The 15,228-nt window shown below is 50.8% G+C and carries 11 protein-coding genes; 9 read left to right on the forward strand and 2 right to left on the reverse strand.

Features of this window, described 5'->3' with window-relative positions:
* Positions 1–12: 12 nt before the first annotated feature.
* Positions 13–1,356: a sulfite exporter TauE/SafE family protein gene (locus tag LCH85_19680; protein ID MCA0354221.1), complete on the reverse strand. Its 1,344-nt coding sequence runs from the start codon at positions 1,354–1,356 to the stop codon at positions 13–15.
* Between the two features lie 84 nt (positions 1,357–1,440).
* Here LCH85_19680 and LCH85_19685 point away from each other — a divergent pair, with 84 nt between their 5' ends.
* The gene (locus tag LCH85_19685; protein MCA0354222.1) at positions 1,441–1,920 is read left to right on the forward strand and encodes a hypothetical protein; all 480 of its coding nucleotides are present in this window, start codon (positions 1,441–1,443) and stop codon (positions 1,918–1,920) included.
* A 151-nt stretch (positions 1,921–2,071) separates the two neighbouring features.
* Here the strand turns inward: LCH85_19685 and LCH85_19690 are convergent, their stop codons facing one another.
* Positions 2,072–3,139 (reverse strand): deoxyguanosinetriphosphate triphosphohydrolase, encoded by a 1,068-nt coding sequence (locus LCH85_19690; GenBank protein MCA0354223.1) that lies wholly within the window; start codon positions 3,137–3,139, stop codon positions 2,072–2,074.
* Between the two features lie 215 nt (positions 3,140–3,354).
* Here LCH85_19690 and LCH85_19695 point away from each other — a divergent pair, with 215 nt between their 5' ends.
* From LCH85_19695 to LCH85_19730, 8 genes are all read left to right on the forward strand, one after another.
* Complete coding sequence (locus LCH85_19695) at positions 3,355–4,152, forward strand: NYN domain-containing protein (GenBank protein ID MCA0354224.1); 798 nt, start codon at positions 3,355–3,357, stop codon at positions 4,150–4,152.
* 12 nt (positions 4,153–4,164) lie between these two features.
* Entirely contained in the window at positions 4,165–5,199 is a 1,035-nt protein-coding gene (gene fni, locus LCH85_19700) for a type 2 isopentenyl-diphosphate Delta-isomerase (GenBank protein MCA0354225.1), read from the forward strand.
* A 21-nt stretch (positions 5,200–5,220) separates the two neighbouring features.
* Entirely contained in the window at positions 5,221–5,730 is a 510-nt protein-coding gene (locus tag LCH85_19705; protein ID MCA0354226.1) for a GNAT family N-acetyltransferase, read from the forward strand.
* Positions 5,731–5,874: 144 nt separating this feature from the next.
* Positions 5,875–8,988 (forward strand): transglycosylase domain-containing protein, encoded by a 3,114-nt coding sequence (locus LCH85_19710; GenBank protein MCA0354227.1) that lies wholly within the window; start codon positions 5,875–5,877, stop codon positions 8,986–8,988.
* 114 nt (positions 8,989–9,102) lie between these two features.
* Complete coding sequence (gene surE, locus LCH85_19715; GenBank protein ID MCA0354228.1) at positions 9,103–9,870, forward strand: 5'/3'-nucleotidase SurE; 768 nt, start codon at positions 9,103–9,105, stop codon at positions 9,868–9,870.
* Positions 9,871–12,462: a hypothetical protein gene (locus LCH85_19720; protein MCA0354229.1), complete on the forward strand. Its 2,592-nt coding sequence runs from the start codon at positions 9,871–9,873 to the stop codon at positions 12,460–12,462.
* A gap of 13 nt (positions 12,463–12,475) precedes the next feature.
* A complete protein-coding gene (gene ychF / locus LCH85_19725; protein MCA0354230.1) occupies positions 12,476–13,558 on the forward strand; it encodes a redox-regulated ATPase YchF in 1,083 nt (360 codons plus the stop codon).
* A gap of 77 nt (positions 13,559–13,635) precedes the next feature.
* Entirely contained in the window at positions 13,636–15,225 is a 1,590-nt protein-coding gene (locus tag LCH85_19730; protein MCA0354231.1) for a hypothetical protein, read from the forward strand.
* Positions 15,226–15,228 lie beyond the last annotated feature (3 nt).

A 15,228-nucleotide genomic window follows, 5' to 3' on the forward strand; every position in this document is an offset into this window, starting at 1 on the left:
ATTGCTAGAAATTTAGATTGTTTGAAGCATAAGCCCAATTCCAAGGATTGTCACCAGACCAGCGCTGGCGATTGGCAGCCAACGCAGCCAACGAGCATCAGGCTGGCTGGTTTTGATCAGTCGTGAGCCAAGTGTTACTAGCACAATCCCAATGCCGATTAAGACCGCCGCCAAGCCTGCACTAAACGCTACAATCATCGCCAAGCCGAGGCCAATTCGGCCAAGCGTTGCCGCAACAATCATAATCACCAAGGCTTCGGGGCAGGGCACAAGCCCACCCGAAATGCCCAAGCCCAGTAATTTGCGGTTGCTCACATGGCTATGGCCTGCCCCACCATCGCCATGGCTATGAAATAAACCACCATGGGCATGGCCTTGGTTGCCAGAACGTAGCGCTTGCAGCCGCTCCCAGAGCATGCGCAACCCCAAACCAGCCACCAAAACTCCCGAAACGAGCGTCAGAATTGGGATAAAGCGCTCAGGTGTAGCCCAAGCACTGAACAGCAACATCAACCCGCCCAAGGCAAAAACGCTGGCAGTATGGGTCAGCGTAACAATTGCCCCCAGCAAGGTCGCTTGTTGAATTGTGCCACGTGAGCCAACCAAATAGGCCGCGACCAAGGTTTTGCCATGGCCAGGTTGCAAGGCATGAACCGCGCCAAAACCAAAGGCCAGCCCCAGGGTCGCCGCGATCAAGCCAAACGAACTATCGCCAGTTTGCAAACGGGCCACGAGGCTTGAGCTAGGTTGTTGCGGGGCACTTGGCTCAGCGGTTGGCAAGGCAATCGCCCCATCGCTGCGAAAATTGCTAGGCCATTTGATTGGAAACTGAGCACTATGCAAATCCATGGTGCTGGCTTCTTGGGCCACAATCCCTGCTCGGCCACGGGTTTTGCTCCAATCGACAACACTAATATCGTGGTAATTATTCGATTTTAGGCTTAGTTGATGTTCGCCTGTGGCGATTGGTCCAAGCGCTGCCTGCACCGTCCAAGTCAAATTCGTCGCATTCGAGCCAATAAAATCGGCCTTGTTGGTCGGAAATTCACTGACTTCATACAAGGTTAATGGGAGTGCCTGTTGATCAAGCCCAACTTCCAAATTGCGATTAAATTCAGCACACCAACGCTCAATTTCAGCTTGATCGAGGGTTTGCGAACGATCAGTATCCAAATGCTCCCACAAACGCGGCGTAATCAGCGGACCAGCAATTAAGTGTACGGTCAGCACAATTTGGGTTGGCTGAATCTGCACCCGCATATCTTGAAAAAGCTGATCGAGGCTGTGAGCTTGAGCCGTTTGTGGTTGGCTGGCAAATAGTAGCAGCAGCCAGCATGCGCATAAACAACGTTTCATAGCCGCATGATAACAAATTAATCCTGAACGCTGGCATAGCGCTTGCCTACAATTGAGCTAGTTGTACAAGCGAAGGAGCACACTATGGCACGCTATCGCGTTATGGGAATTTTGACCGATCGGGCGGCGCTCGACGGATTACTCCAGCAATTGCATCAATCCGATGTCAAGCCTGATGATATTGGGGTTTTGTATGCCTCAGAAACGACAGTCGAAGCTAAGCAAAATCGAACTGAAGTTGCTGCTGGAGCGGCGGCAGGTGTTACGGCTGGTAGTGTCGTCGGCGTTGTGGCAGGCTTAATGTCATTTGCCATTCCTGGCATTGGCCCAGCCTTGGGCGCAGGCATTCTTGGCTCGACAGTAGCTGGCGCAGCGGCAGGCGGTGTTTTGGGTGCTTTTAGCCAAATTGGCCTTGGCAATGATTTAGCTGCCTCGTATGAGCAAGCACTCAAAGCTGGCGAAACCATTTTAGCGATCGATAACGATAATGCCGATCAAGCTGGCGTAGTCGAAAGCCTACTGCGCGAACGCAATATCGAACTCGTCAACACCTTCCAAATCTAAGCACGAAGGATACAAAGTATCAGGGGTCAGTGATCAGGGGCCAGTCACTACAAACCAATATAGACATCAAAAGATAATCAATGACGGATTTTCTCTATGCATTATATTAATCCTGATCCCTAACCCCTGACTACTGGCCCCTAACCCATAACTACATATCCCACGTTTTTGGAATAAACAGATCGTTGAATTTTTTCAGAGCATAGCGGTCGGTCATGCCAGCAATATAATCGATCACGGCGCGTTCGGTTGGCTCGCCGCGCTGCTCACAAATTGCCAAAAGATCGTTAGGTAAGGCTTCGGGATGTTGGCAATAATATTCGTAGAGTGTGTTGATCACATAATCGACTTTGCCATCCTCGGTTTTGGCGGGGCCGCGCAAATAAACATTGGCATACATATATTCGCGCACGCCGTTGGTTGCCTCTAAAATTTGCGGGCTCATGCTGATGCTCAAATCGTTGGGGGTTGGCTGTTCGCCGCGTGCCCACCAATTATGGTCAATCATATCGCAAACCATGGTATTAATGCGCTCGGCGTGGGTTGTGCCAAGCACTGCCACGTAGGCACTTGGCAAATCGCCCAGCTGTAAAATACCAGCCCGCATCGCATCATCAATATCATGATTAATGTAAGCAACGCTATCAGCCAATTTGATAATTTGGCCTTCGAGGGTTGAGGCTGTGCCCCAGGTTGCAGTCGTAATATCTTTGCGCGATTTGGAGTGTGAATAAATACCTTCGCGCACTTGTTGGGTTAAATTCAGCCCCTCGCCATGTTTCTCCAACAGCTCAACCACCCGCACACTTTGCTCGTTATGCCGAAACTTGCGGCCAATCGCTTTAGCTAGCGCGGCTTCACCAGCATGGCCAAATGGCGTGTGGCCCAAATCATGGCCCAAGCCAATCGCCTCGATTAAATCTTCGTTGAGCCGCAAAGCCCGGCCAATGGTACGGGCAATTTGGGTCACCTCAAGCGTGTGGGTCAAACGCGTTCGATAATGATCGCCAATTGGCGCAATAAAGACTTGAGTTTTATGTTTGAGTCGGCGAAAGGCCTTGGAATGTAAAATGCGGTCGCGATCGCGCTGAAATTCGGTGCGCACTGGCGAAGCTGGCTCAGGCCGATCGCGTTTGGCCTGCGCACTCAAAGCGGCCAATGGCGAGAGCGTATCACGTTCAGTTGCTTCGAAAAATTGCCGCACAGATTGATGCTGCATAGCCTGCTCCTTGACGTACAATTAACTGCAAACCGAGAAATAAACCGCCCAAGTAGCCAATTATTTGTTATGATGTATATCCTACAGCATTGTGACAAGCACTGGCACACTAGCTTAGTGGCGAACTATAATCCCTGATGTACAGCAACGAAAACTAAACCGACTGATCATCCGTAGCTTACGGCGATCATACAAATACCCAAACTGAGGCTGGTATGCCCTACATAATTGATGGTCATAATTTAATTGGTCAACTAGCGACAATTCGTCTGAACGACCCCGACGATGAAGCCAAATTGGTTCAACTGCTGCAACGCTTTGCGATTACTCGTAAAGTGAGTGTTTCAGTCGTCTTTGATCGTGGTCAATATACCCAAGGCTCGCTTGGCGGCGGCGGGGTCAGTGTGCGTTTTGCCCGCTCGCCTAGCGATGCCGATGAGATTATTAAATCACAACTTGTGCGCTTATCACGGCCCAGCGAGTGGGTTTTAGTCTCATCGGATCGGGCGATTACCTCGGTGGCTGATGCAGTTGGCGCTCGGGTGATTACGGCGCGTGATTTTGCTGCATTGCTTGAATCGATGGGCGCGGCTGACCCCAATGCCCCGACCCACCAAGAAATGCATGCCCACGTTCGCCAAGATCAACTGCCAGAATGGCTGGATTTTTTTGGCATTGATAAAGAAAGTGCTGAGAGCAAGGTTGACTTGACGCGCAAACCCAAGCCAAATCAACCAACGCAGCAGCGCAGTGCCACCCAAGCCAAACGGCGCTCGCCGCAGGCTGCTAAACCAATTGTTGTGCCACAGCCGCCAGAGCGTTGGCAATTGCCACCACGCCGCAAAGATCAGCCTGATCCGATTCCGCGTGATGCTGATGGCCGACCACGACTCTCGCGCGGTGGTAAAAACCCCCAAGCTAGCACTGGCGAACGGCTGCATAAACCACCGCCGCCAGTTCACCCAGATGAGATTGATGAGTGGCTCGAATTTTTTGGGGCTGATGAGCAATAACGAGGCTGGATCATGACAGAAACTGCAACCGAAGGCCGTAAAATCGATCATGTTAATATTGTGATTAAAGAAGATGTCAACGCCAAAGGCATAACAACTGGCTTTGGGCGTTATCATTTTGAGCATGATGCTCTGCCAGAATTGGATATGCGCAAGATTGATTTGAGCACGACATTTTTGGGCAAGCAACTCAAAGCACCATTTTTAATTAGCTCGATGACTGGTGGCGCTGCGCCAACTGAGAAAATTAATTTACAATTGGCCGAAGCAGCGCAGGCCTTGGGCGTGGCAATGGGTGTTGGTTCGCAACGGGCAGCAATTTTCGACCCAAGTGTTGCTGCTTCGTATCAAGTGCGCCGCGTTGCACCTGATATTGCCTTGTTTGCCAATTTGGGCGCGGTGCAACTCAATTACGGCTATGGCGTTGAACAATGCCAACGCGCAGTTGATATGATTCAAGCTGATGCGCTGATTTTGCATTTTAATGCCTTGCAAGAGGCAGTCCAGCCTGAAGGCGACACCAATTTTGCAGGCTTATTGCAAAAAGTTGAGGCGATTTGTCGTGCCTTGCCCGTGCCAGTTATTGCCAAGGAAGTTGGCAATGGCATTGGAGCTAAAGCCGCCAAGCGTTTAGTTGAAGCTGGCGTGCAGGCGATCGATGTGGCGGGTGCTGGTGGCACAAGTTGGAGCGAAGTCGAACGCTTTCGCCATCGCACTCAGGCAGGTCAACGGATTGCTGCCACCTTCGCAGGCTGGGGCATTCCAACCACCGAGGCAATTAAGCAGGTACGAGCAGCGTTGCCAAGCATTGGGATTATTGGCTCTGGTGGATTGCGCAGCGGGCTAGATTTGGCCAAAGCGATTGCGCTCGGCGCTGATTTAGGCGCATCTGCCGCACCAAATTTATTAGCCCAAAACGATGGCGGCAGCGAAGCCGTCTACGAAGCCATTTTGGCAGTAATTGACGAATTGCGGATCAGCATGTTTTGCACTGGAGCGGCCAATCTGGCAGAATTACGCCAAACACCCTTATACTCGGTTGGCTAAGTTTTTCGAGAAAGTAGTTTCATGAGTAAAACCTTGGATATTATCATTCGGGCTTTGGAGCCAGATGATTACCTTGACCTTGCAACCGTATTTAGCGGGCCAAATGTGCTTGATGGATCGTTGCATGTGCCGTTTCCTTCGCAGGATGTCTGGCGGCGACGGGTGGAAAACCCCGATACCGAAACGCCGCGCTTGGTTGCCACAATCGATGCCATGGTTGTTGGTATCATCAGTTTGGAGATTGGCGAGGGTCGGCGACGGCATGCTGGTGATTTGGAGCTAGCGGTACGCGACGATTATCAAGGTCGTGGGATTGGCGCAGCCTTGATGGCAGCCATGATCGATTTGGCCGAAAATTGGCTTGGCCTCAGTCGGCTTGAAATCGTCGTTTTTACCGATAACACGCCAGCGATTACGCTCTACAAGCGCTTTGATTTCGCGGTCGAAGGCACATTGCGCAACTATGCCTATCGTGGTGGTAAGCTCAGCGATGCCTACACCATGGCCCGTTTAGCGCCAACGTCTGCCTGATGTTCAACTGATGGTTAGCTGAAAAAGCCCCAAATTTTGCAACTTGGCAATCTGAGCATGGTAGAATACCCGAGGCGGCGCGAGCCGCCTTGTTGTATATATCTGGCGACCATCACACCGAAATCAAAGGGGTATGTGTCTACTATGCGTCAAACTCGAAATGTAATCTCACGGCGACAACGCCGAACTACACGATTTATTCCCTCACGGCTTGGCAATAAGCAAGCTCCACGCCCTATGGGTCGCCGCATTGTGCTGGCCTTTGTGGGCTTGTTGGTGGCTGGGCTAGTGCTGATGGGCGTGGCTGGGGTAGCCATGGCCGTTACCTACAACGGTATTGCCGCCAACCTCAAGCCACGGCTTGATCAAATTCATACCTATACGGCCTTTCAGCCATCGAAAATTTATGATCGCAATGGCACGTTGTTGTATGAATTTGTCGGTGAAGGTCGGCGTACCCCGGTTAATCTTGATGAAGTTTCTAAGCATTTGATTAACGCCACGGTTGCTGCCGAAGATGCCTCGTTCTTTGAAAACCCAGGCGTAAACTATTTCAGTATTGCACGGGCAACCTACGCCAATATTACCCAGCAAAGCGTCGGGGCGGGCGGTGCTTCAACCATTACTCAACAGGTTGTGCGCTTGATCGTGCTGACCCCCGAGGAACGCCAAGATCCCAATATCTATAGCCGTAAGGTCAAAGAAATTATCTTGGCCCAAGAGTTGAACACGGTTTATAGCAAAAACGAAATTCTCGAACTGTATCTGAACGAAATTCCTTACGGCAACTTATCGTATGGTATTCAGGCCGCCGCCCAGAATTATTTCGGGGTTGATGCCAAAGATTTGGATATTGCCCAAGCGTCGTTGCTCGGCGGGATTCCCCAATTGCCCACGACCTATAATCCAATGCCGTGGCTCGACGATAATTTGCTGCTCAAAGGAATCAAATTACCCAAAGATGTTTGGATTGATCCGCTTTACGATTTGAGCAATGACATCAAAGGTGAGATTGCCCCACCCAAAGGTCGGCAAATCGAAGTGCTGCGCCAAATGGTCAAGAATAATTATCTGACCGAACGCGAAGCGCGGGCAGCAGTGGCTAAAGATTTACAGTTTGCCAAGCCTGAAGTCAGTTTATTAGCGCCACACTTTGTCTTTTATGTCAAAGATTATTTGCAACAACGCTATGGCGCTGAGGTGGTTTCAAATGGTGGTCTCAGCATCACCACCACCCTCGATTTAGAAACCCAAAATCTAGCCCAAACCATCGCCTATACCCGTATTCAAGAACTTAACGCCGATCGGCGCAATATTCACAATGCGGCGGTGGTGGTGATGCAGCCCAACACTGGCCAAATTTTGGGTATGGTTGGCTCGATTGGCTATGATCTTTCCGAAACCACCACAACCCCAGGCGAAGAGGGCAACGTGCTTGATGGCAAAGTCAATGTCACGACTGCTTTGCGCCAACCAGGCTCGGCTTTGAAACCATTCACCTATCTTTCGGGGATGGAGCAATACGTGGCAACTGATGGCGCAAGCGGGATCACTCCTGCCAGTGTGCTGTGGGATGTGCCAACGATTTTCAACCCACGCGGGGTCAAATACGAGCCGCAAAACTTTGATAATCAATTTCATGGGCCATTACGGGCACGGACTGCGGTCGCCAACTCGCTGAATATTCCAGCAGTCAAGGGCTTGAAGGCCGCTGGCATTCCCGAAACCCTTGATCTATTGCATCGGTTGGGCATTTCGCCGAATGTTTTGGCCAATGACCCAGGCTATTATGGTTTGGCGCTGACCCTTGGTGGTGGCGAAGTTACCCCATTGGATTTGGCGACAGCCTACAATACGGTTGCCAGCGGTGGCCGCTATTTTGCGCCAACCCCAATTCTCAAAATTACTGATGCCCGTGGCAAAACCTTGGAAGAATTCAAGCCCACGCCATTGGCCAACCCCGAAAGCGATACGGTCAGCGATACCAGCAAGTGTGTGATTCCTGAAGGCGAAGATTATCAATTGGGTGCGCGAGTTCCCAATGGGACTCAATGTGTTGATGGTCGTTTGAACTACATCATCACTAACATGATCAGCGATAACGAAGCGCGTCGCCCAATCTTCGGTCTGAATAGCATTTTGAAGCTCTCGCAACCATCGGCGGTCAAAACTGGGACAACCAACGACTTCCGCGATGCCTGGGCTTCTGGCTTTACGCCATTCGTCACCGTTACAGTTTGGACGGGCAATAACAACAACGAGCAAACCGCCCAAGTTGAAAGTACTCAAGGCGGTGGCGTGATTTGGGCACGCACGATGGAAGCCATTTTTGCCAATGAAAAGATCATGAATCGCTTGGCAGGTTTCTATGGTGGCATCGAAAATATGCCCCAAAGCTTCGAGAAATCCTATCCTGGGGTCTATCGCGAGAGCATTTGTGAAATTCCCGGGCCATTCGGTGGCCGCACCGACGAGCTGTTTATTGATGGCTTGGATGCTGGCGGCAAATGCGATCTCTACGAAAAAGTCTCGGTTGTGCGGCTAACCGTCACCGATGCTGAGGGCAAAGAAACCACGACCTACTGCCGTCCAGTCGAAGGTGCTGAGTATCCCGAAGGCGCAATTTCATCAATTTACGTTTGGAAGTTGCCCGAAAGCAACGACGACGAACGGATCGATCTCAGCAAATGGAAGGGCTACACATCGGATCGGGGCAATAGCGGCAACGACGAAGATGAGCCAGTTGCGCTTGATCCAGATAAGTTGCCTGGCTGCGATACGATTGCGCCAACCCCAACTCCAGGCACACCAACGCCTGATCCATTGACCCCAACCGTACCAGTGCTGGGGCCAGGTCAAGTTTTGATGCCTAATTTGGTTGGCTATGGCGAAAATCAAGCTCGCCAACAGTTGATGAGCTTAGGCTTTGCGCCTGATAAGATTGTGGTCGATTATCAAGGCCGTGATCGACTTGGACCTGTGTTTGATCAATATCCAGCCTATGCTGTGGTCAGCAGCCTACCCGGGGTTGGCTCGGTGGTTGATCTGAATACTGTGATTATTTTGGGCATTCGCTCGCCTGATGGTAGCCAGCCAACCACGGCTCCACCAGCGACAGGCCAGCCAACGACGGCTCCGCCACCAGTTAACCCAACTCCGGCCTTGCCATTGCCAACGCCGATTATCATTCAACCGTCGCCAGTTGAGCCATCGCCTGTGCCTGAGCAACCCCAACCAACTCCAGTGGTAACACCCTAAATTTCGTAATCGAGCGCTTGTCGTTACCAACAAGCGCTCGGCGTTTGGCATGTCGTGGCATAATGCCCTATAATGCCCGCGAATGAGCAGGCTCTGGTGGCCTGAGGAGCGATCATGAACATTTTGCTTTCCAATGATGACGGTGTGCATAGCCCAGGCTTATTGGCACTGAAATGCCAACTTGAGCAGCTTGGCCGTGTGACCGTGGTTGCGCCAGAGCGCAATTGGAGCGCAGGTAGTCATAGTCGCACCTTATTTGCCCCACTGCGGGTCAACGAAGTTCAGCTTGCTGATGGTAGCCCAGCGCTTTCCTGCGATGGCTCGCCTGCCGATTGTGTTGGGCTGGCGCTGCTCGGCGTGATGGATCATCGGCCTGATTTGGTGGTTTCGGGGATCAATCTTGGAGCCAATCTCGGCCACGATGTCTTATATTCGGGCACGGTGGCGGCGGCCATGGAAGGCCTTGTGGTTGGCATTCGCTCGATTGCGGTTTCGCTGGTTGATGGCTACAAGCCTGGCAGCGATTTTAGCGTAGCCGCCGATTGGGCTCGTCGCATCGCCGCAACCGCCATGGAACTACAATTGCCCAGCGATATTTTGTTGAATGTAAATGTGCCACAAGGCTCGGCAGAAATTGTCAACGATGCCAAAGTTACCCGTTTAGGGCATCGGATTTATCGTGATGAATTGATTAAACGGCTTGATCCACGGGGCCGCCCTTATTATTGGGTTGGCGGGGCCGCGCCTGATGGCAAGCCCGATGATGGAACCGATTTTGGCGCAGTGGCCAACAACCATGTTTCAATTACGCCGCTGCATTTCGATATGACCAACCTTGATTGGGTGCAACGATTAAGTACTGCGATATGGAATAACGCTTAAATGTCACGTTATAAATTACAAACGTATCAATTTGGAATTGTCAACGGCTTGCGCCAAGATGTTAGCGATCGCATTAATAGTGCGATGCCCAATAATTTATTCGCACCTGAGGCTCGCAAAGGCCATTTGTTTGTATTAACCGATGCAGTTAATGAAGGTGCACGCGGCAAAGAAGCCTGCGATCTGGTAACCCAAACCATTATCAAAACATTTTATGCCGATACCTCATTTAGTATTACCTCAGGTTTGCGCAATGCCTTGAAAACTGCCAATACCGCGCTGTATGAATTTAATTTCAAGGCCGCGCATCACCAAAAAACTGCGGTTGGTTGTACATGTGCGGTGTTGCGCAACAACGATTTGTATATTGCTCAAGTTCAGCCAACTCAAGCCTATATTGCCCATCGTGGCCAATTACGGGCGTTGCCAACCAATCCATCGTGGCAAGGCAACGTCAGTAGCTCAACGATTATGCCGCCCAACGCACTTGGCACCAGCCTTTTCAGCGAACCAGAAATGTTTCGCAACGTGGTTGAAGCTGGTGATATGTTGGTGCTCTGTTCGAGCCGCTTGGCGCGGGTGTTGGGGCGAGCCGATGCCGAGCGCATGTTTTGTCTTTCTGAGGCAGCAGCCTCACTGGAAGAATTGTATGCGATTACGCGGCGCAATAATTTAAATGAAGCCCACGTTGCGCTGATTGATATGCTGCCGTTTGTTGACCCAAACAGTGAATTGCTCTCGGCTGAAGGTTTGGCCGAACGCGGCAAGGCTGCGGCCAGCGTGGTTGGCGAATGGATCAGCGATGTGACGGCCAATGCAGCTTTGATGGTGCGCCGCGATAAAGATGATGAAAACGGCGAGCCAAGCTCAGTTATCGATGAGCTACCGCCAATGCCTGCTGAGCTAGAGGAAGTTGACCCGCGCGATATGGGCTGGCTCAACGAGCGCCCGCGCTATCGCCCCCGCAGTTTGCGCGATGCCGAGCAATGGCTGCCTAGCTCGTATTTGGGCGAAACCAGCATGGTAGCGGCGATTCAGGCTGCTAGCAGCGCTCCTAGCATCGATTTAACCGATATGGAGCCATTGCCAATTGATTTTGCCGCCGTGCCCGTGCCACAACGTGATCCGGTTGTGCCGTTGACTGGCTGGCAAAAATTTACTGCGCCATTTCGCTATTTGCTCGCAGCAATTGTGACTTTTATTGCCAATTTCGGACGCAGTAGCCGCCCGATTGCTCCGCCACTACCGCGCTTTGCTCAAGCCCGTGGCGGCGATTTGTCGTATCGGCGTTCGCGACGGCGCAACATTCCATGGACGCTCATCGCACTTTTGATTGTATTAGTTGGCGGCGGTTGGTTCTATGTGCAAGATCGTCGCTTGCAAAACACCGAAGCCGCTTATCAAGATAGCTTGAATGTGGCCAATGCCAAATTTGAGGCCGCCGTTCGCGCGACCGATGATCGTGCCGCCTTGGAAGAATTAGGTGAACTCGATACCCATCTCGAAACCTTGGGGAGCGACCAGGGCTATATGAGCAACCCAACCCGCAAAGCCGATTATCTGGCCTTGCGCAAAAAATCCGATAATTTGCGGGCGAGCATTGATCGCACCTCGTTCTTGACCGATCTTAAACTGGTGACGACCATGCCAACCAGCGATACAATTGGCAAATTGATTGTCACACCCAATACTGGCAAGAACGACCTGTATTTTATTGGCACTGAAAATGGCACACTCTACAGCTACAGCGAAGGCAGTAGCAGCCCGCCGATCAGTTTATTAAAAGATGGCGATGAAATTGCCGGATTGCCAGCAGCGCCAATTCGCAGCGTCATGTTGCGCGAAGGCGAACTAGCAGCGATCGATGCGCCGCCGAACCTCAATGCGCAATCGAACATTTATTTCTACTTGAGTGATACCAAAACCTGGGTTTCGCGCACAATTCAAGGCAGCGAACTTTGGACACGCCAGCCATTCCCTGATATCGAGACCTACGGCGGTGGCTTGTATGTCTACGATTTGGGGCGAACTGATAGCGCCACCGCTGGCGAAATTTTGCGCTACCGCTCCGGCGAGTTTGCCAACCTACCCGAAAATTGGATTACCACATCAACTGGCGATTTCAACACCAAATCCGTCGTTGACGTTGCGATTGACGGGCGGATTTATATGCTCCAGCCTGATGGCACGGTTGGCATTTTCGAGGGCGGAGCACTGATCGATACCGTCACAGTGCCAGCGCTTGATCCACCATTACGCGCTCGACGATTGTTCGTTGAGCAAGAAGTGAGTGCTGAAACCTTCCGCGATAATCAAGGCAATTTCTTCATCGTCGATGCAGTCAATCAGCGCATCGTCGAGGTCAATCGCCAAGGCGAGATTGTGCAACAACTCAAAATGCCGAGCACGAGCACGATCAAGCTGGAATTGCTCAACGATGTTGCGGTGATTGGCAGCGGCTCCAGCAAAATGCTCTATCTAGCCAACAGCAATCGAATCTATTCGATGGTGTTGCCATCGCCGCCGCCACCACGCGAAAGCCTGGGCGGCACAACCACAACACCAACGGTTCAAATTACGCCAACACCATAAATAAAGGGGTTTCATGAAAATCGGGATTATTGGTTTACCCAACAGCGGCAAAACCACAGTTTTTAATGCATTAACCCGCAATACGGCAGAAACAAATGCCTATTCATCGGGTCAAATCGAGCCGAACATCGCCATGGTCAAAGTGCCCGACGAGCGGCTTGATGCCTTGGCCAAAATGTACAAGCCCAAGAAACTCACGCCAGCCGATGTTCAATATATCGACGTGGCCGGGATGAGTGGCAATGCCCACGAAAGCGGCGGCTTGAACCCACAGTTTCTGAATTACATCAGCCAAGTTGATGCCTTGTTGCATGTGGTGCGAGCATTTGAAGATGATGGCGTGCCACATCCCCAAGATAGCGTCAATGCTGCCCGCGACCTTGCCTCGGTCGATATGGAGTTGATGTTCTCGGATATGGCGATTATCGAGCGTCGTTTGAGCCGTTTGCGCGGCGAAGTGACCAAGATGGTCGGCAAAGACCGCGAAGTGCGCCTGATGGAACTCAACGCGCTTGAGCGCTTGTACACTGGCCTCGAACAAGATGTGCCGATTCGCGCCCAAGAATTGAGCGAAGAAGAAGCCAAAGTACTGCGCGGCTTCCAATTTCTGAGTGGCAAACCCATGTTGGTGGTGGTCAACATCGACGAAAAGCAACTCAAAACGCCGCCAGTCTTGGCTTACGACAAGCCTAAAACCGCAATCGTAACCTTGGCAGGCAAAGTTGAAGCCGAATTGGCTCAGCTCGAAGATGAAGATGCTCAAATGTTTATGGACGATTTAGGCATTACCGAGCCAGCCCGCGATCGGGTGATCAAAGCCTCGTATACCATGATGGGCCTGATCAGCTTCCTGACCGCTGGCGACGACGAAGTGCGGGCTTGGACAATTCGTCAAGGCATCGGGGCGGCTGAAGCGGCTGGCACGATTCACTCCGACTTGCAACGCGGCTTTATTCGCGCCGAAATCGTGGCCTTCGACGATTTGATGAAAGCTGGCGATATGGCTGCCGCCAAAAAAGCGGGCACGGTGCGGCTCGAAGGCAAAACCTACATCGTCAAAGATGGTGATATTGCCCACTTCTTGTTCAACGTGTAATAATCCCATCTAACAAATCAGATTCAAACCACCACTTCTTGAAACTAAGGAGTGGTGGTTGGTTTAAGGAGTAGCAGATGAGTGAGCAACTGTGTCGGGCGCGGATTGCCCAAAATGCCCAAACCCGTGAACCAACCCTCGATCTTTCATATCTCAACCTCACCAGCCTACCAGAAACGATTGGCCAATTAAGCCATCTTGAAGCATTGGATTTGTCGAGGAATTCTTTGCAACAACTGCCACCTGAACTCGCCAAACTAACCAAGTTACGCATATTAGATCTCAACTACAACTATGAAATTGGAGTATTGGAGCCATGGATCGGGCAGTTAGGAAACCTTGAAGCATTGCATATCCGTGAATTATCAGTAAGTGAACTCCCTGAAAGTATGGCGCTGCTTCATCAATTGCATACGCTTGACATCAGTGATACCAATCTGAGCGAACTCCCTCGCTGGTTGGATAGATTGCCAACATTACAAACGCTCAATATTAGTGGTTTAACTATAGCTGAGATACCTGAGTGGTTTGCGAGCCTTCAGCTCAAACGCTTAACCTATGCGCTCCAAAACATCCCCAATGAGCATTTAATTGGCAGGATGACTAAGCTTGAAGAGCTTGAGTTATGGACTAATTACGATGAATCAATAGTTTATCCCGAATGGTTCCGACAGTTAGCTGATTTGCGCAGGTTGAACTTTCATAGCAACATGCCTGTACCAACGTGGCTCATGGAATTACCACAACTCACGTATTTGGAAAGTCACGGCGATTTTTGTGAAATAAGCCAAGTTTGGCACACATGGGAATCGATTGAAAAACTCAAGTGTCGTGATGTTGATGCGACAACTTTGCCACCAAATCTCAAAACCCTTGAGCTAGTCATCACTGAATCCACGGTTCCGGAATCAATTCGCCAATTGCGCCAGCTTGAAGAACTACACTTATTTGGCGAAGGGTTTCGCGAGTTGCCTGGCTGGGTTTTAGAATTGCCCAGCTTGCACACCTTGAATCTTGTCAGCACTGGGATTGATCACATTCTGCCGCCTGCCCAACCTAACTATAGTTTGCGAAAACTGCATATGAATACCTTATATTGCAGCCGTCAGCATAGCTTAGAGGGGCTGCGTAGCCTGTCTAAGTTGGAAGAATTAAAGCTGAGCAATCATAAACTTGGTACGTTACCAGCATGGTTACACGAATTGCAGCAGCTGCGCGAGCTTTCGATTGATGATTGCAATTTGACCGATCTTGACCCAAGTTTGGGCAAATTCCAGCAGCTTGAAGCGCTTTATCTTGATGGTAATGATATTCCTGTTGCAAGCTTGGAACGCATTTTGCCGCACCTCACCCAGCTTCAACATCTATCCTTTGGCATTGCAAACGATGAGCTATTTCCCGCTAGCCTTCGCCAGTTGCATCGACTCCGTAGTTTATATCTAACAATTGGCTCAGACTATATCTTGCCAGAATGGATTAATCAATTAACCCAGTTAGAAATAATCTTTATTGGCTATAACATTCAGCCCGCTCAAATATCATGGATCGAAGGCTGGCTAGCACTACCGAAATTACGTAAAATCGATATTCATATCCAATCAGAATTGTTTGATCCTGAACTACGCCAACGTTTTGAGCAACGTGGCGTGGAAGTCGATCTTAGCTAAATT

It is taken from the genome of Chloroflexota bacterium, assembly GCA_020161265.1.
GTDB lineage: Bacteria > Chloroflexota > Chloroflexia > Chloroflexales > Herpetosiphonaceae > Herpetosiphon.